This is a genomic window from Wohlfahrtiimonas chitiniclastica DSM 18708 (genome assembly GCF_000375345.1).
Lineage (GTDB): Bacteria > Pseudomonadota > Gammaproteobacteria > Cardiobacteriales > Wohlfahrtiimonadaceae > Wohlfahrtiimonas > Wohlfahrtiimonas chitiniclastica.
Map to the genome: position 1 here is coordinate 224,596 of NZ_AQXD01000003.1, position 18,652 is coordinate 243,247.

The following is an 18,652-nucleotide window of genomic DNA, read 5'->3' on the forward strand; positions in this document are numbered from 1 at the left end:
TTTATCACTGATTGTCAATAATATTTTATGATTCTCTTTTAAATTATTTATTGAGCATTGTTTCAAAGGGGACAAAAATGGTCCTCAACACCGCACGAGCCCGGTAACAGCAACGGATTTTGACAAGCATCAACTTTTGATGGATAAAAGGTCAAAAGTTGTAAATATTTGCCATTAATTTTGTAAATTACGGTATACATATAGCTGATTTCGATAACAAAAAACATGAGGATAACTATGAAAAAATTACTCATCCGATTGGCGATTCTTGGTGCTGTCGGCGTCACCGCTGCGGTGGCTGGCTCTTTTATGATCATTAAAAGCCGCACCCATGACATTGACACATCCACACAAGCCACGAGCCCAGAACAACAACAAGCTTTAATCGCTCAGGGTGAATACATTGCAAGGTTATCCGACTGCGCGGCGTGTCACACAGTGCCAGGTGGCACAGAATATGCTGGTGGTTTAGCGATGCAAACACCCTTTGGCGCCATCTATTCAACAAACATCACACCAGATAAAGAGACAGGAATTGGCAATTACACGCTGCAAGAATTTGCCAATGCTGTCAAACATGGTGTGCGTAAAGATGGTGCGCCGCTTTATCCTGCGATGCCTTATGCCTCTTACACCATCATGCCCGATTCAGACATGGTGGCGATGTATGAATACTTTATGAATGCGGTGCCCGCTGTGAAGCAAGAAAATGCACCCACAACTTTCCCTGCCATCATGAGCATGCGTTGGCCAGTGGCTTATTGGCAGATGCTTTTTGCTCCCATCCGTGAATTTAAAGGCAACAGCGAATTAAGTGGCATTGAAAATCATGGTGCGTACATTGTCGAAGGTCCAGGTCACTGCGGCGCTTGCCATACACCACGCGGCATTGCGTACCAAGAAAAAGCCCTCACGAATGATTCAAGTGATCTCTTCTTATCCGGTGCACTCATTGATGGTTGGCGTGCAAAAAGTTTACGCGGCGAAGGTCAAGGCTTAAAAACTTGGTCTGAAGATGAAATTGTGGAATTCTTAAAAACAGGTCGCACAGATAAAGTGGCTGCCTTTGGTGCAATGGGCGATGTGGTTGAACACAGCTCGCAATATTGGACAGAACAAGATTTAAATGCTGTGGCCAGCTACTTGAAAACATTGTCCCCAGCGCCTGGTAAATCCTTAGAGTTAAAAACTCAACCCGATACCACAACAGATCTTCTCTTAACCGATACATTCAGAGCGCCGGGCGCCGTATTGTATATGGAACATTGTACAATTTGTCACCGCGTTGATGGTGAAGGTGTGCCACGCATTTTCCCTGCGTTGAACCAAAACACTGCCATCACGGCACAAAATGCACAATCGGTCATTCAAATCACCTTAGAAGGCGGCGTGATGCCTGCAACACCGGCAGATCGCATGGCATTTGGCATGCCCTCATTTGCACACTTAAGCGATGAAGAAGTGGCAACGGTCATCAACTTCATCCGCAACTCATGGAACAACGTATCCCCTGAAGTGAGCCCACAAGATGTGGCTGAGATTCGTCATTTCCTTGCCAATAAAGCCCCAAACATTTCCTCAGTGAAGGAGGATAAATAATGAAAAAACAACTCATTTTATCACTCAGCACCCTTGCCCTCTTCGTTGCGACTGCTTCAGCATCTGCGTATACATTAACCCCCGCTGATCCACAAAAATATCCAATGGTGAATGCAGAAGGTCAACCTTTACCCGATTATGTGGTGCCATCCGATTTAGACATTGAAAAAGAGCCAAATGCTGATCAAATCTTTTACGGTAAAGAGCTCTTAAACGCCACAAAACGTTTATTGCCTGACAATGTTGGCGCGATGATGAACTGTAACAGCTGCCACATTGACGAAGGTAAAGCAGAATATGGCGCGCCTTATTTAACCACGGTGCATCAGTATCCTAAAGTGATGCCGCGTGCAGGTAAATTGGTCACCATCGAAGGACGCATCAATGGTTGTTTCCAGCGCTCTATGAATGGTAAACCGTTAGATCCTGAATCAAAAGAGATGAAAGCCATGGTGGCTTACATGACATGGCTCAGCGCTTCTCAACCAGAAGGTGCTAAAGTTAAAATCATGAATGCAGGGCCAATTGATGAATCTTTAGTGCCTGATCCTGTCAATGGTGCACGCATCTATGCTGAACATTGTGCCTCTTGTCATGGCAATGATGGCGAAGGCTTAAAAGATCAACGCGGCAACATCATTTTCCCACCACTTTGGGGCGATGAATCCTTCAACATCGGCGCAGGGATGGCGCGTACTTATAAGGCCGCCGCTTTTGTGAAATACAATATGCCCATGGGCGTGAGCACACACGGTGATTGGGGACAAGGCAATGGCGGTACATTGACCGATCAAGAAGCTGTGGATGTGGCTGAATTCTTCACCCATCAACCGCGCCCTGACTTTGCAGGCAAAGTCAATGACTGGCCAAATGGTAAAAAACCAAAAGATGCCCGTTATTAATCTTTAATTTAATTGCTAAGCCATTCTCTGAATGGCTTTATTTTTTGGAGATCCACTATAATACAAGGACAACTCACCAAGACGGGTCACATCCATGAAAAAATTACTTTTACCGATTGTTTGCGCAGTGCTCCTCGCGGGCTGCCAATCCATTCCCAGCCACGAATTGACCGATGAAACCGCAGATAGCCTCTATCATAAAGGGATGCAAGCGCTTTCCCCCATCAATCGTGATGTGAATCCAAAACGTGCTAAAGCCTATTTTGAAGCCGCCAGCGAGAAAGGTTCAGCTGAGGCAAACAATGCCCTTGGCGTCATGTATGATCAAGGCATTGCCATCAAACAAAATAAAGTGCGCGCGTTAAATTATTACAAAGCCGCAGCGGACATGGGCTTAGCCGCAGCACAATACAATCTTGCGGTGCATTATTATGAAAATGATCCAAAAAATCCGGCGCTGATGCATTACCTCAATCAAGCCTTGAAACAAAATAACAGCAGCGCACAACTCTTTTTAGGTCAAATTCAGCTCGAACAAGGGGATGTGAAAAAAGCGTATCGTAACCTTTCTAAAGCCGCGGCCCAAGAACAACCGGATGCTTTAATGCTGATCGCGATGATGAACAAAGAAGGCAAAGGCACGCCTAAAGATTCAGCAGCGGCACGCCATCATTTAATGCAAGCGACAGAGCTCGGTCAGCCGGATGCTGCCTTCATTTTAGGCTCCATGTATTTATATGGTGATGGCGCACCCAAAAATCCCGCTAAAGCATTGAAGTATTTTGAGAAAGCTGCCGAGCTTGGGCATACGAAGGCGCTAGTAAACTTAGCGATCATGCATGTGAAGGGCGAAGGCACTGAAATTGACCTCGAAAAAGCCGCAAAATTGTTCAAAATTGCAGCAGATCGCGGGGATGAGCAAGCTAAACTTGTGATGCTCTCTTTACAAAATAAAAAATAAATCATTGATATTTATTATTTTTATGGATATTACTCTAAAATGATTGCCGTCATGCTTACCCATTAATTGACTACATTTTAAATACAAAATTATGGTCAAGTTTTTAAGTAAAGGCGGCAATTTTATTTAATTTCAAATATTTAATAAATTTAACAGACCAATTATGTGTAATTTGTCCTCAGAAAATGTTTAAAAAAATACATTTATTAACATTTCTCACAATAAAAAATTGACATTTACGCATATCCTGATAATATATCACTCGACATCTAGAAATTCTGGATGTTCTCCTCCATATCCTCCTTTGGTGGTTATTTTGCCGAAATTCAGTTTTCGGCTTTTTTTTGCCCAAAATTTACCCACCATGCGCCACATTAATTTGAGAATGAGAGTTGTTTCTCATTGATGCCATTAAGAATGGTCAAGCGATTTGGCGGAATCAAACATAAAATGCGAGTAATCATCATTATTAGACGATAATCATACGCAAATAAGTAATAATATTATCAATCACTTATATTATTTGCCCGCTATGATTTTTCAGGCAATCATGTATAATTGATGCGTTAATTAAAGAAAACCTAAGGAGAATACTCATGAAAGGAAGCCAAAAAGTCATTGATTACTTAAACGTATTATTAGCCGGTGAATTGGCCGCGCGTGATCAATACTTTATTCACTCATCGATGTATGAAGAATGGGGTTATAAAAAATTGTATGAGCGCATTCATCACGAAATGCAAGATGAAACCGAACATGCGCAATTGATCATTGCACGTTTATTGTTGTTAGAAGCCACGCCAAACATGGTGCCTGAAAAAATCAACATTGGCTCCACTGTAGAAACCATGTTGCAAAGCGACTTAGATCTTGAGCTCAGCGTGCGTGACGCCCTCAAAAAAGGCATCAAATTGTGCGAAGAAGAGCAAGATTACGTGACGCGTGACATGCTTGTGGTGCAATTGAAAGACACGGAAGAAGATCATGCTCATTGGCTTGAAAAACAACTTCGCCTCATTAAAACGATCTCTTTACCGAACTATCTTCAAGATCAATTGAACGGTTAAGGAGGCGCTATGAAAGTTGACCGCGTGGTGATTCAACACTTAAACAAAGTGCTTGGCCAATACTTAATTTCCATCAACCAATACTTTTTACATGGTCGCATTTTAAAGAATTGGGGTTTTGAGTCATTGGGCAAAACCATCTATAAAAAATCCATCGAAGACATGAAAGAGTCGGATGATTTGATCGAGCGCATTTTGCTCCTTGAAGGTTTACCGAATCTTCAAGATCTTGGCAAAATCCTCATCGGCGAAGATGTGCCAGAAGTGTTAAACAGCGATTTAGCCTGTGAATACAATAAGCGCACAGTGCTTATCGATGCCATCAAATTGTGTGAAGAGAAAGAGGATTATGTCTCTCGTGATTTGTTAGAGCATTTGCTTGAAGAGAGCGAAGAGTACATCGATTATCTTGAAACACAACAAGAACTCCTCGCTGAATTAGGCTCAGAGAAATATCATCAATCCATTATTTAATGATGAGTATAAAAGCGCCGCACTGCGGCGTTTTTTTTGCCTTCAAAAACACATCGATCAAGACACAAACTTGCGCAATTACGCTACAATAACGGGATCAACATCACATTATTTTGAGGATTGATCCATGAAGAAAATTGCACTCGCCCTTTTATTTCTAACGCCAATGAGCGCGATGGCGCAAGAACAATACAGCCTTGGCTTAGGTGTGGGCTATCAACAAAAACCGTATGTGGGTGACAATTCAAGCTGGGTACCTGTGCCCCACTTTGAATATCAAAATGGCCGCTTTTTCATCAAAGGATTAAAAGCAGGTTTATTCATTGTGGATACGCCCACAACGAAAGTGGACACCCATTTACGTTATCAATCCCTTAATTTTAAGCCAAAAGATTCAGAAGGTGCATTGCGTGATCTCAATCGCCGTAAATCCACCATTGAGCTCGGTGTGGGCGCAATGCACATTTTCCCCAGCCAATTTTTCGTGAGTGCAGACATTGATGCAGACATTCTAGGGCGCAGCAAAGGCGTTAATATTGATGCTGGCGGCGGGATCATCCATAATTTTAATGATCACTTTAAAGTGATTCCGAAAGTTGGCGGCATTTGGTCAAGTAAAAAACACAATGATTATTACTATGGCGTCTCTCGTGAGGAATCTGCGCGTTCGGGCGTCACTGAATACAATCCTGACAGCAGCTTTACACCTTATGTGGGCGTTGGCACGGTGATTGATGCGACAGACAATCTCCATCTTTTTGGTGGCGTGCAGGTGAAATTTTTACCCAGCGAAGTCAAAAATAGCCCCATGACCAATCGCTCTGCCCTCTCTAGCTTCGCCCTTGGCATTAACTATAACTTTTAATTGTTGATCATGAACGAAAATCAAAACAACACACACAATCGCGGCGGTTTACACTACTTTACGGAAGGCTGGCGCTTAATGCTCCATCCCGGATTAAAGCGCTATGTCTTTTTGCCCATTTTGGTGAATATCCTCATCATTGGCGGCGCATTCTATGGCATCTATACGCAATTGAGCGGCTGGATGACTTGGGTCATGGGTTATGTCCCAAGTTGGCTACAATGGCTGAGCTACCTCATTTGGCCGATTGCTCTATTGTCGATTGTGGCGTTTTTTGGTTACTTCTTTAGCACCTTAGCGAACATCATCGCGGCGCCCTTTAACTCAATGCTTGCGGCGAAAGTTGAGATCATGCTCACAGGACATACGCCAAGCGATGATTCATGGATGAGTTTAGCCAAAGATGTCGGGCGATCCCTTCAGCGCGAGATGCAAAACTTGGCTTATTATCTGCCGCGCCTGATTGGCATTTTACTGCTCTTTTTAGTGCCTGTGATTGGCACCTTCATCGCGCCGATTGTGCTGTTTGCCTTTAACGCATGGATGATGGCGATTCAATATAATGATTACAGTTTTGACAACAACAAAGTGAGTTTTCCCACCATGCGCGCCCGCTTAATGCAGGATCGCACAGATAATTTCATCTTTGGCGCGTTGGTGAATTTAGTGACCATGATTCCCATCATCAATCTCTTCATCATGCCGGCTGCAGTTTGTGGTGGCACCCTACAATGGGTTGAAAAATATCGCCGCGATTTCGTCAAATAAATTTGGTTTTACGTAGCCTTTGTGGAACAATAGAGCCATTAAATTTATTCAAGGTTTACATTATGATTGACAATGACGGCTACCGCGCGAACGTTGGCATCATCTTGTGTAATCGGGACAAAAAACTTTTTTGGGGTCATAGAATAGGGCATTTAGATTCATGGCAATTTCCTCAAGGTGGGATCGATGATAACGAAACTCCCGAAGAGGCAATGTATCGAGAATTGAAGGAAGAGGTAGGTCTCTCTTCTGATGATGTAAAAATTTTAGGAAAAACTAAAAGCTGGTTAAGGTACCGTTTACCACAACGACTGATTCGCAAAAATAACTCTCCGCGCTGTATTGGACAAAAACAGATTTGGTTTCTGTTAGAACTGACGGCGGATGAAGATGCCATTGATTTGGCATTTTTTGACACGCCAGAGTTTGACCATTGGAAATGGGTGGAATATTGGCATCCCATCAATGAAGTCATTTATTTTAAGCGTAAAGTTTACAATCGTGCGCTCGTTGAGTTAGCGCCAGCGCTCTTTAAAGGCATGCCAATTCCTGAAAAGCCTCTGTATGAGAAGCGTTCAGAGTTTCGACCGAAGCAACGCGTGCGCCGCTCTCTCTTTCGTATGAGAAGCAGAAGCTAATTTGATCACTAAACCTGTGCAATGCATGGGTTTTTTTATATGCCCTTGCCCGCAATATTGCTACACTGTATCCATTCAGCTTCAACCATAAAACATAAGGAGTGACCATGACTCATCGCGCCATTGTGATTGATAAAAACCCTGATTATACCGCCACACTCATGACATTAGAGGAAGATGCCTTGCCAGAAGGCGATGTGGCAGTGGATGTATTGGCATCAACCCTCAATTATAAAGATGCCCTAGTCATCACCAATCGTAGCCCGGTGGTGCGTACATTTCCCTTAACACCTGGCATTGATTTAGTGGGCAAAGTGACAACCAGCCACTCAAGCCGTTTTAAAGCAGGCGATTTAGTCTTGCTCAATGGCTTTGGCGTGGGCGAATTGTATTCAGGGGGATTTTCAGAAAAAGCCGTTTTAAAGTCTGAATGGCTCATTCCCTTACCCACTCAATTTAGCGCCATTGATGCCATGACCATTGGCACCGCAGGCTATACTGCCATGCTCTCCATCATTGCACTTGAACAACATGGCATTAAACCTGAATCTGGGAAAATTTTGGTGACCGGCGCAACCGGTGGCGTTGGCAGCTTTGCCGTCTATCTGTTGGCAAAATTGGGTTATCACGTCATTGCAGTGACGGGTAAAGAGCGTGCGCATGATTATTTATATGCCCTTGGCGCAAAAGAAATGATTGCCCGCTCAGAGCTCAGTGAGCCCGGTAAACCCCTTCAAAAAATGCGTTGGATGGGGGCGATTGATACAGTGGGCAGCCATACATTGGTCAATGTGCTTGCCGGCACAGAATATGGCGGCTGCGTTGCCGCGTGCGGCTTAGCTCAAGGCTATGATCTTCCGGGGACAGTGATGCCTTTTATTCTTCGCAATGTCACCCTACGCGGCATTGACAGCGTCATGCGTCCATTGCCTGATCGCATTGAAGCCTGGGATCATTTAGCCACATTGATTCAACCCGGTGCCCTTGAGCACATTCGCACCCTCATCAGTCTTGATGACGTCATAGATGCTGCGCATGAACTCATCGATGGGAAAATCACAGGCCGCCTCGTGGTGGATTTATCCCGCTAACACAAAAAAGCCCTGATCACTCAGGGCTTTTTTTACATCGTTTGATCAAGCTTACAAGGTGCAAGCGCCGCCTGCGCAGCCTTTATCTTCCACTTCTTCATATGCATGTTTTTTTGTGCTTTCGATCGTGATGCGATCATTGGCACAAAAAATGCAATCGTCCCCTGATTGCGCATTAAAGTAAGCTTCCATCAACTCTTTCTCACACGTATGACATTTTTTCATCGCTTGCCTCGATCACTCAAATGATTAGAAAAAATAGATTATACGCGCTCTACAATTTTCAGCACGCAATAAAAAAGCCGAAATCACTTCGGCTTTTGTAACTCATTCAATTGAATGGATTATTCAGCGGCTGCATCTACATCTTTCATGGTTAAGCGAATGCGGCCTTGTTTATCAATTTCCAAGACTTTAACGCGAACCACTTGACCGACTTGAACGTAATCAGAAACGTTTTGAATGCGCTCTTCAGAAGGGATTTGTGATACGTGAACCATACCATCGCGCCCTGGCATCAAGTTGACAAATGCACCAAAGTCCATGATGCGCACAACAGGTGCTTCATACACTGTACCGACTTCGATGTCAGCGGTAATTTCTTCAATGCGTTTTCTTGCTTCTGCTGCTTGATCTGCATTCGATGCTGCAATTTTGATGGTACCATCATCTTCGATTTCAATCACAGCGCCTGTTTCTTCAGTGATGCCACGAATTGTTACGCCACCTTTACCAATGACATCACGGATTTTATCTGGGTTGATGCGGAACACTGTGAAGCGTGGCGCAAATTCAGAGATTTCAGGACGCGCAGTGTTCAACGTTGCACTCATTTCATCAATGATGTGTAAACGCGCAACTTTGGCTTGTGCCAATGCTTGTTCCATGATTTCTTTCGTAATACCTGTGATTTTGATGTCCATTTGAAGGGCAGAAATACCATCCGTTGTACCTGCCACTTTAAAGTCCATGTCACCTAAGTGATCTTCATCACCTAAGATGTCTGTTAAGACAGCAAAGCGTTCACCTTCTTTGATCAAGCCCATTGCAATACCTGCCACTGGCGCTTTTAAAGGAACACCTGCATCCATCAAGGATAAAGATGCACCGCACACAGAAGCCATAGAGCTTGAACCGTTTGATTCAGTGATTTCTGACACAACACGCACTGTGTATGGATATTCATCCATGCTTGGCAATACCGCTTGTACGCCACGTTTTGCTAAACGGCCATGACCAATTTCACGACGCTTAGGTGAACCGACCATGCCAGTTTCGCCCACAGAATATGGAGGGAAGTTGTAATGGAACAAGAATTTATCTTTGTATTCGCCATCTAATGCATCGATGATTTGCGCATCGCGGTCTGTGCCTAATGTGGTCACAACCAATGCTTGTGTTTCACCACGTGTGAACAATGCAGAACCATGTGTGCGTGGTAAAACACCAACGCGTGAATTGATTGGGCGAACGGTTGTTGTGTCACGGCCATCAATGCGTGGTTTACCATCTAAGATGTGGTCACGCACTAAACGATAGCTCATTTCATCAATCACAGCATTGATGGCATCTTTTGTGTAGCCATTGTCTTCTGTGATCAATGTTTCAACAGCTTCTGCTTTCAATGCATCGATTGCAGCATAACGATCTGCTTTCACAGAGATGCTGTAAGCTGCTTCTAATTTATCAGCTGCAAATGCTTTCACTGCTGCTTCTAATTCAGCGTCTTTTTCAACCGTTTGATATTCAAATGTTGTCACGCCCACTTCTGCACACAATGCATTAATGTTTTCAATCACCACTTGCATTGCATCGTGACCGAACATTACAGCGCCAAGCATCACATCTTCGCTCAACAATTCTGCTTCTGATTCAACCATCAATACAGCATCTTTCGTACCTGCAACCACTAAATCTAATTTAGATGTTGCCAATTGTTCTTTCGATGGGTTTAAGAGGTATTCGCCATTTTCATAGCCAACACGTGCAGCACCTAATGGACCTGCAAATGGTAAACCCGCCAAAGAAACCGCAGCAGAAGCACCGATCATCGCAGGGATGTCAGGATTCACTTCAGGATTGATGGAAACAACGGTTGCGATCACTTGTGTTTCGTTCGTAAAACCTTCAGCAAATAACGGACGAAGTGGACGGTCGATCAAACGTGCGATCAATGTTTCACCTTCGGAAGGACGACCTTCACGACGGAAGAAACCGCCCGGGATTTTACCCGCTGCATACGTACGTTCTTGGTAGTTCACAGTGAGTGGGAAAAAGTCACGCGATGGATCAAATTTAGTGGATGCCACACATGTGACAAATACAACCGTACCGTCAACATCAACTTTAACGGCCGCATTCGCTTGACGAGCCATTTCGCCGACTTCTAATACAACCTTTTGGTTGCCATACATAAATTCTTTTTGAATTGCTTTTAATTCCATAATTACCTCAAAATTAAACATTTGCGGTAAAAGCTTTTGATCCAAGGGAGCTGACAAAACATTCTACATAAAACGCTTTATCAGAACCCTTCAAAACACTTTTACCAATGACAAAAGCCCTCACAGCACAACTGCAAGGGCTCGCTAAACTACATAATCATCTGCATCATGTGTGTGCTGATTAACGACGTAATTGTAAACGCTCAATCAAAGTTTGATAACGCGCTAAATCTTTACGTTTTAAGTAGTCTAACAACTTACGACGTTGGTTAACCATTTGTAATAAACCACGACGTGAGTGATGATCTTTTTTGTGTTCATCAAAGTGAGCACGAAGCGCATTGATGTTGTTTGTTAAAAGCGCAACTTGTACTTCAGGAGAACCTGTATCGTTTTCGCCGCGAGCAAATTCAGCAACAATGGCTGCTTTTTTTTCAGTTGTTAACATAAAAAATAAAACTCCAAATAAAATTAATTGTTGTCAATGGCGATGACAGCATAATTGTGGGTGATTATACCGAGAAATTTACCAAAACAAAAGTTTAATCTACTTTTTTCAGGCGATCCCCGATGTTAATTCCCAATCGTGCGCGCTCGCCTTTGCCAATCTCTAAAACATATTGCCCTGGGGCTTTTGATGGATAAGAGGGACAAGGATCCTCAAGACACGGAACGGCTTCAGCATAATCGACGAGCACGCCTTCATTGTCAAAATAGAGAATGTCTAAAGGGATTTTCGTATTCTTCATCCAAAAGCTCAACGGCTGCATTTTATCAAACACAAACAGCATCCCTTGATTTTCCGGAAGAATATAGCGATGCATCAAGCCATACGCCTGGGCGCGCGGTTTTGTTGCCAATTCCACACGAATGGGTTGATCATTGATGGTAACCGTTGCCAATGCTAAGTGCGATTGCGGATGCACTTCATCGAGCGGCTGCCAAAAACTCTGCGACATCGCGCTTGGCAGCAATGCCATTGCCCCAAGCAATGGCATCACCGTTTTAAAGATGCGCTTAGTGATCATGATCGCACTCATCATCACAATCATGGTCGTGATCATCACCATCAAAGAAAGCGAGTAAACCTTGATTCACTAAATCCACAATGAATTCTGCCGCCACTTCATCACGCAAGAACTGCTTCATTTTGCCTGGGCTGTATTGACGGTTTTCACATAAGAATTGCACCAATTTGGTATATTTTTTATCCAATGCAAAGCACTCGCCATTGGCATAGAGCACCACATCATCCAATGTTTCGCGGAAATAAAAGGCAACACTTGGCACGCGCTCAATGTCTGCACCATCTTCTAATAAGCCTAACACTTCATCAGCACTGAATTCTTCTTCAAGCATTTCAGGCTCCTGCCCTTCTTTGCTCTCGCTCATAAAGCGCCCAAACCAATCTGCCACTAGATCACGATTGTGATGCAAACCTTCTTCGATCACTTTCATCACGCGATCAATGTCATCATCATTGAGCTCAGCTGAGAATTCACGCGGTGCTAAATCAGGATCAGAATAACGGGCATCTGCTGCTGTAAATTGTACGATGTCTTCCACAAAATCATGGATCATTTCGCGGTGTTTAGGCGCACGAAAACCCACGGACCATGTCATGCTCTCGCCAATCGCCACACCAAAGTGACCAATGCGCGGCGGCAAATACAATAAATCACCAGGTTCAACAATCCACTCTTCGCTGACGTTAAAGTTTTCAATCAAACGAATGGGTAAACCTTCCACAAAATCATTTTCAGACACTTCATCATAACTGATCTGCCAACGCTTTTTACCCATGCCCTGGATTAAAAATACATCATAATCATCCCAATGCGCGCCCACCGTGCCTTGATCCACCGCATAGCTCACTTGAACGTCATCTAAACGCCATTCCGGAATGAATTTAAATGGATCACTCAAGACACGCATTTGTGGCATGAATTTTTCCACATCATTGACGAGCAATACCCATTTTGTATCCGGTAAATTGGCAAAATCTTTTTCTGCAAACGGGCCACATTTTAATTCCCAGTTGCGCTCTTCAAACACAAAGCGCGAAGGTACACCCTCTTCACAGCTTAAACCGGCCACTTCGTCGGCCGTCATTGGGTCCATAAAATCTTGGAATGCATTTTTCACAAACAATGGTTTTTTTTGCCAATACTCTGCTAAAAATTGCTCAATCGTGAGTCCGCCTAAAAAACGGACGGGCTTATTTGCCTTCATCATAAAAACATATCCTTTTTCGCTTTCTGATCCGAAATATAATTGTTCACCTCTTCCATCGAAGCAAGTGGCAAATAGAAATAAAAGAGCGTGCCGACATTCTCTTGCGACTCATAATGAATCGTGCCGCGCATGCGCTCAATGAATGCTTTAGAAATGCTTAAGCCTAGCCCGGTTCCTTTTGAACGATGCTTTGCATCATCGGCTTGGGCAAACTTCATAAAGACTTTATCTGAAAAACTGTCAGGAATCCCGACGCCATAATCCTCAACATCCACTCGCACGCATTTGCCATCTAGCATCACACGCACATCAACACGGCTGTCTGGCTTTGAAAATTTCGCGGCATTCGATAAAAGGTTACTCATGATCTGTGCTAAGCGATCTGAATCGCCCATCACATAAATGGGATACGAGGGCAAGTGCCCAACAATCGTCACCCCTAAATTTTGTGCATACAACTCATTGACCTCAATCGATTGGCGCACTACGCTCACAATATCGATGGTTTTGAGATGAAAATCAAGGGTGCCGAGCTGAATCTTCTGAATGTCTAAGATATCATTGACCAGACTCAATAACCGGTCACTGTTGCGGGTGGCCAATTCCAATAATTTTTGAGCCTTTTGAGGAATCTCACCGGCAATCCCACTGTTCATTAAACCTAATGAACCTTTAATGGAGGTGATCGGTGTGCGAAGCTCATGAGACACCGTTGCCACAAACTCTTGAGTGATGAATTCTGCACGCTTTTGATCACTGATGTCACGAATGATGCAGGCAAAATTCACCTCACGCTCAGAAGATGCGCTCAAACGGGACAATAAAAGCGATGTCGGAATGCCATTAAAGCGCGGATTACTCGATGCTAACACACATTCGACCTGCGTCGAATCATTGACATCCATTAGGGTTTTAAACAGCTCTCGCGTGCTGATTTTACCACCACCATGGGCAATGTCGAACTGAAAGTATTGATCCAAGCTTTTTGCATTCTCAACGCTGTCTAAATCAAAAAATTCCAGCGCCGTCACATTTGCGGTGATGAGCTCACCATGTTGATCTGTGGACACAATGCCAATTTGTAAACCATCGAGCAAAGCTTTGAGCTGCTCTTCACTGTTACGCAAATCCGCCCAAATTTTCTCTTTCTCATTCATCTCTTGGGCTAAACGTAAGTTTGAGATCACCAATTTTTTGGTGCGGTCAGCAACGTTTAAGTTCAGCGTACGGTTTGCCTCTTTTAAGCTCAAATGAATGCGCACAATGGTGTAGACAAAAATCACACTGATCATGGCAAATGAGAGTGCAATCGGTGAATACCAATAATCATAAAAATAAAACAGCAAGAAAGTCACAGCGGTTAAAAAACCGATGTACAGCAGTAACAGCGCCACCGTCATCACGGGCGTTGCAAAAATCGCCACAATCGTCATGCCCACAACAGAGCTCACCATTGCCAAGGTATTAAACGCTGTGCCAGCATATTCCGTCACCGCATGGGTGCGAAGCGCCTCAAAAATTGAGGCCTGAATCTCAACCCCTGTTTTAAACGTACTGTTTTTTAACGATGAACTGCGCATGCGCTCACCAATGCCAGAGGCACTGACCCCCACAAATACCACTTTATCTTTAAATTCAGACGGCGCAATTTTCCCCATAAATACATCAGAAAATGAGTAGATCGGATAATTGCGATCCAATGAATAGACAAAACGGATGGGATCTTCTAATTCATCACGATAAAGATGTTGTGCGGTGGGCAAGCGATCATCTTTTTGTGCCAAAACATCTAAAATGGCAAATGAGAAACTTCGCATCCCATCTAAATAGGGATCAATCGACCGCACAATCCCATCGCCATCAATGTTGACATCCACATGACCAAAGTGCGCCACATCATTAAAAGGAATCACGCCATCTGAGGATAAAAACAGTGGCTTTGGCAACACCACTGCCCCATGCTGCTCAATGGCTTTAGATAGCAAGGCATCGCCTGAACTGCTTTCGGTGAACAAAATGTCATAGGCGATCACTTTTGCCCCCATTTTCGTGAGCTCACGAATGAGCCCGGCATGATATGCCCTTGGCCATGGCCAAATTTTTTCAAGCGTGCGAATGCTTTTATCATCAATCACAATCATCACAATGTCACTCTCTGCACTCAGCGCTTGTGATTTTTTATCGATGAAATAGTCATACAGCGAATACGATAAATTACTGGTGACGGCGGAAGATTTAAAAAAGAAAAACATCCCCGTCATTGAGAGCATCAAAATGACGGCGATGATGATCAGTCTAAATCGCCCTGTGGTTTGGCCATTTTGGCCATTAACCAACGATTTGGGCCTCATCATTTTGTCGACCGATGCGCACAACGTTTTCAAGTTTTTTCAGGTTACGGAAAACATTAGCTAAAAATTGACGATCCGACACATGAATCACCATCCATAAACGGCTGTAACCTTCATTGATGGTTTGCGAACGCAGATCATTGATATTGATCTCCATATTCATCAATTCATTGGTGATCTGGGCGATCACACCGCGGCGGTTACGAATGATGAAAGAGAGTTGAACAGGGAAAATGCCTTTTTCTTGATGCTTCCATGCCAATGGATAACAGCGTTCCGGATGTTTAGTGGCAGCCTCAATGGCATTGCGGCACTCAATGCGGTGCACCTCTAACTCTCCTAAACGGGGCTGCCAATAGCCCACAATGTTGTCACCAGGAATTGGGTAACAACACTCTGCAAAGACTGTTTTCTTCCCTTGCGCCCCTTCGATGGTTTGCGCATTGTCTGTGGTGTGATGCGAGTGTCGATACTCTTGCGTCACATCTAAGCCATGTGCTTCTAAGCGATTGATGATGAATGATGCAGGACGTTTGCCTGAACCAATTTCAGCATACATATCTTGCACAGACTCAATGCGTAGCTCTTTAGCCAACTTATTGAGAATCTCTTCAGAGAGTTTCGCCACCGGTATATTTTTCTGCTTCATGGCGTTTTCAAGAAGATTTTCCCCGATCACCACGGCATCTTCATAACTCAATTTACTCAAGTAACTGCGAATGGCAGAACGCGCTTTAGCTGTGCGCACAAACTCTAACCACATAGGATTGGGCTGTGCACTTTGGGAGGTTTGAATCTCCACCGTTTGCCCCGTCACCAAAACTTGTGCAACCGGTGCAAATTTTGCATCAATTTTTGTCGAGATGCAGTGATTGCCAATGTCCGAGTGAATTGCATAAGCAAAGTCCACCGCTGTACTGCCTTTTGGCAATTCAATGATGCGACCATTTGGGGTGAAGACATAAATTTCTGATGGGAAGAGATCTTCCTTCATCGACGCCATGAACTCCTCAGAGGAGAGCATGCTGTTTTGTAATTCTGTGACAGAATCTAACCATTCACGCGTTTTATTTTTCGTGTAATTTTGCTCGCGATACACCTCACCATAGCGCCAATGGGCAGCTGCGCCCGCTTCTGCGATGATGTGCATCTCTTTGGTGCGAATCTGTACTTCAACAGGCAACATATTTGCCCCAAACACCACGGTGTGTAAGCTTTGATAACCATTGACCTTAGGGATGGCAATGAAATCTTTAAAGCGACCAATGATGGGCTTATTGAGGCTGTGGACAATCCCTAACACGCGATAACATTCATCCACACTATTGACGATGACGCGAATGGAGAAAATGTCCGACAGTTGCGACAATGAGCCGCGTTTTTTAAGTTTACGATACAAGCTCCATGCGTGCTTTTCACGGATTGCAATGCGGGCAGAAATACCAACGCTTGAGACTTTTTCCTGAATGGCATCACGAATGGCTTGTAAGGTTGGGCCTTGCGAGATGCGTTTTTTATTCACAAACTCTAACAACACACGATGGCGCATCGGATAGATGTTCTCAAAACAGAGGTTTTCAAGCTCCGTTTGTAAGGCAAACATCCCTAAGCGTGCCGCAATCGGTGTATAAATGTCTAAGGTATCTTTTGCAATGCGGCGCTTTTTATAAGGTGCTAAAGCCCCAAGGGTGCGCATATTATGCAAGCGATCGGCCAATTTGACCATAATGACGCGCAGGTCTTTGGTCATCGCTAAAATCATTTTGCGGAAGTTTTCAGCTTTTGCTTCTAACTTTGAGCTGAAACGGATCTTCGTTAATTTACTGACGCCATCAACAATGATGGCCGTTTCGCGGCCAAACTTTTGCGCGATCTCTTCAAACGTGATGTCTGTATCTTCAATCACATCGTGTAGCACAGCGCCCACGATGGAGTCCACATCAAGTTGCACCAATGTTAAGATCAGTGCAACTTCGATGGGATGGAAAATATAGGGTTCGCCAGAACTCCTCGATTGTCCTTGATGCGCCCACGCACCGAAAAAGCAAGCCTCTTTAACCAAAGCAACTTCTGCTTTAGTCATATAACGGCTAACGCATAACTCTAACTCTGCAACTTTGGCAAAAAATGCCTCGTTCCAAAGTGCCATTTCTTCAGGTAGCTTAATCGGTTCCATGTTCACATCCACATTCAATTAAAATTCGAATGCTGTTTCTGGTTTGAAGCTTTCAACGATGACGGGTTTTGGCTTCACATTCAATTTTTTAATCTCATCAATCGTAATGAGTTCTTCGGCAATTTCACGCAACGCTTGAACCGTCACTTTTTCAGTGGAAGGTGGCAATTTTGTTTCTGCACCTAACGCTAACTGATGCGCGCGACGAGAGGCTAACAACACCAATTGGAAACGGTTTTCTACTTTGTCTAAACAATCTTCTACGGTCACACGTGCCATAAACTAAAACTCCTAATATTCTTACAAAAATAACTACATCAATAATAACCAAAATATCGGTTCAGCGTACTGAAATCTTATTGCTCAAGCAAAGAGCTAATCAATAATTTGTGACGCTCTTTTTGTGGGGCTGTTTTTAAACGCTCTGCCATAATGATAGAACGTAAATTTGCCAATGCGAGATCAAAGTCATCATTCACCACTAAATAATCAAAATCTTTATAGTGACTGATCTGATTGCTCGCATCTTTCATGCGATTTTCCACCACTGCAATGCTGTCTTCATTGCGAGCAAATAAACGGGCGCGCAGCGTTTCTAAAGACGGCGGCAAGATGAAAATGCTGATCGCATCCGGATGGCTGATGCGCACTTGCTCAGCGCCTTGCCAATCGATCACGAGCACCACATCCATACCGTGTCTGAGTTTGCTTTTCACCTCTTTCCAAGAAGTGCCGTATTGTGCATTGAACACACGCGCTGTTTCCACAAAGCCGCCTTCTGCTTTTAAGGCTTCAAAGGCTTCATCGGTCACAAAGTGGTAATGCATCCCATCTTTTTCGTTCGGTCTTGCTGCACGAGTGGTATGGGTCACAACACGACAAATATCAGGTGTACATTCAAGTAATTGGCTCACCAATGTTGTTTTACCGCCACCCGATGGCGACGAAATAACATAGAGATTGCCCAAAAACTTTTCGCGCTCACACATTTTTTTCACTCACTTTTATTTGTCTTTTAAGGGGGTGTCATTATACAAAATTTACCTTTCCTTTGTCTGATTAAAACACTGTTATACATACA

At 43.8% G+C, this 18,652-nt stretch carries 18 protein-coding genes; 9 read left to right on the forward strand and 9 right to left on the reverse strand.

The genetic code is table 11. The features are described 5' to 3' along the window. The first annotated feature begins 237 nt into the window (after positions 1 to 237). The 9 genes from B143_RS0107655 (at position 238) to acuI (ending at position 8,365) form a co-directional block, all read left to right on the forward strand. Positions 238 to 1,599 carry a c-type cytochrome gene (locus tag B143_RS0107655; protein WP_018122829.1) on the forward strand — a complete coding sequence of 454 codons (1,362 nt, stop codon included), beginning with the start codon at positions 238 to 240 and terminating at the stop codon, positions 1,597 to 1,599. Next, the gene (locus B143_RS0107660) at positions 1,599 to 2,501 is read left to right on the forward strand and encodes a c-type cytochrome (protein ID WP_018122830.1); all 903 of its coding nucleotides are present in this window, start codon (positions 1,599 to 1,601) and stop codon (positions 2,499 to 2,501) included. The genes B143_RS0107655 and B143_RS0107660 overlap by 1 nt, the downstream gene beginning before the upstream one ends. Positions 2,502 to 2,595: 94 nt before the next feature. Continuing rightward, complete coding sequence (locus B143_RS0107665) at positions 2,596 to 3,462, forward strand: tetratricopeptide repeat protein (RefSeq protein ID WP_018122831.1); 867 nt, start codon at positions 2,596 to 2,598, stop codon at positions 3,460 to 3,462. Between the two features lie 596 nt (positions 3,463 to 4,058). Continuing rightward, positions 4,059 to 4,529, forward strand: a complete 471-nt coding sequence (gene bfr / locus B143_RS0107680; RefSeq protein WP_008315599.1) for a bacterioferritin — start codon at positions 4,059 to 4,061, stop codon at positions 4,527 to 4,529. Between the two features lie 9 nt (positions 4,530 to 4,538). After that, complete coding sequence (gene bfr / locus B143_RS0107685) at positions 4,539 to 5,003, forward strand: bacterioferritin (protein ID WP_018122834.1); 465 nt, start codon at positions 4,539 to 4,541, stop codon at positions 5,001 to 5,003. Positions 5,004 to 5,130: 127 nt separating this feature from the next. Next, positions 5,131 to 5,868 carry a MipA/OmpV family protein gene (locus tag B143_RS0107690; protein WP_018122835.1) on the forward strand — a complete coding sequence of 246 codons (738 nt, stop codon included), beginning with the start codon at positions 5,131 to 5,133 and terminating at the stop codon, positions 5,866 to 5,868. A 9-nt stretch (positions 5,869 to 5,877) separates the two neighbouring features. Then, positions 5,878 to 6,636 (forward strand): sulfate transporter CysZ, encoded by a 759-nt coding sequence (cysZ, locus tag B143_RS0107695; RefSeq protein WP_018122836.1) that lies wholly within the window; start codon positions 5,878 to 5,880, stop codon positions 6,634 to 6,636. A 62-nt stretch (positions 6,637 to 6,698) separates the two neighbouring features. Further along, positions 6,699 to 7,274 (forward strand): RNA pyrophosphohydrolase, encoded by a 576-nt coding sequence (locus B143_RS0107700; RefSeq protein ID WP_018122837.1) that lies wholly within the window; start codon positions 6,699 to 6,701, stop codon positions 7,272 to 7,274. A gap of 107 nt (positions 7,275 to 7,381) precedes the next feature. Beyond that, the gene (gene acuI / locus B143_RS0107705; protein ID WP_018122838.1) at positions 7,382 to 8,365 is read left to right on the forward strand and encodes an acrylyl-CoA reductase (NADPH); all 984 of its coding nucleotides are present in this window, start codon (positions 7,382 to 7,384) and stop codon (positions 8,363 to 8,365) included. A 51-nt stretch (positions 8,366 to 8,416) separates the two neighbouring features. Here acuI and B143_RS09985 read toward each other — a convergent pair whose 3' ends face one another. The 9 genes from B143_RS09985 to gmk all read right to left on the reverse strand — a co-directional run bounded on the left by B143_RS09985 (position 8,417) and on the right by gmk (position 18,560). Next, complete coding sequence (locus tag B143_RS09985; RefSeq protein ID WP_018122839.1) at positions 8,417 to 8,590, reverse strand: hypothetical protein; 174 nt, start codon at positions 8,588 to 8,590, stop codon at positions 8,417 to 8,419. Between the two features lie 119 nt (positions 8,591 to 8,709). Continuing rightward, the gene (gene pnp, locus B143_RS0107715) at positions 8,710 to 10,809 is read right to left on the reverse strand and encodes a polyribonucleotide nucleotidyltransferase (protein ID WP_018122840.1); all 2,100 of its coding nucleotides are present in this window, start codon (positions 10,807 to 10,809) and stop codon (positions 8,710 to 8,712) included. 181 nt (positions 10,810 to 10,990) lie between these two features. Continuing rightward, a complete protein-coding gene (gene rpsO / locus B143_RS0107720) occupies positions 10,991 to 11,257 on the reverse strand; it encodes a 30S ribosomal protein S15 (protein ID WP_008315610.1) in 267 nt (88 codons plus the stop codon). Positions 11,258 to 11,351: 94 nt separating this feature from the next. After that, a complete protein-coding gene (locus B143_RS0107725; RefSeq protein ID WP_248647516.1) occupies positions 11,352 to 11,873 on the reverse strand; it encodes a DUF192 domain-containing protein in 522 nt (173 codons plus the stop codon). Next, positions 11,827 to 13,044, reverse strand: a complete 1,218-nt coding sequence (locus B143_RS09755; RefSeq protein ID WP_008315614.1) for a ribosomal protein uL16 3-hydroxylase — start codon at positions 13,042 to 13,044, stop codon at positions 11,827 to 11,829. Before B143_RS09755 ends, B143_RS0107725 begins: the two co-directional genes overlap by 47 nt. Then, positions 13,041 to 15,398: a CHASE2 domain-containing protein gene (locus tag B143_RS0107735; protein WP_248647517.1), complete on the reverse strand. Its 2,358-nt coding sequence runs from the start codon at positions 15,396 to 15,398 to the stop codon at positions 13,041 to 13,043. The genes B143_RS09755 and B143_RS0107735 overlap by 4 nt, the downstream gene beginning before the upstream one ends. Next, the gene (locus B143_RS0107740; protein WP_008315616.1) at positions 15,373 to 17,571 is read right to left on the reverse strand and encodes a RelA/SpoT family protein; all 2,199 of its coding nucleotides are present in this window, start codon (positions 17,569 to 17,571) and stop codon (positions 15,373 to 15,375) included. The genes B143_RS0107735 and B143_RS0107740 overlap by 26 nt, the downstream gene beginning before the upstream one ends. 18 nt (positions 17,572 to 17,589) lie before the next feature. After that, positions 17,590 to 17,850 (reverse strand): DNA-directed RNA polymerase subunit omega, encoded by a 261-nt coding sequence (rpoZ, locus tag B143_RS0107745; RefSeq protein ID WP_008315617.1) that lies wholly within the window; start codon positions 17,848 to 17,850, stop codon positions 17,590 to 17,592. Positions 17,851 to 17,927: 77 nt separating this feature from the next. After that, a complete protein-coding gene (gmk, locus tag B143_RS0107750; RefSeq protein WP_018122843.1) occupies positions 17,928 to 18,560 on the reverse strand; it encodes a guanylate kinase in 633 nt (210 codons plus the stop codon). Positions 18,561 to 18,652 lie beyond the last annotated feature (92 nt).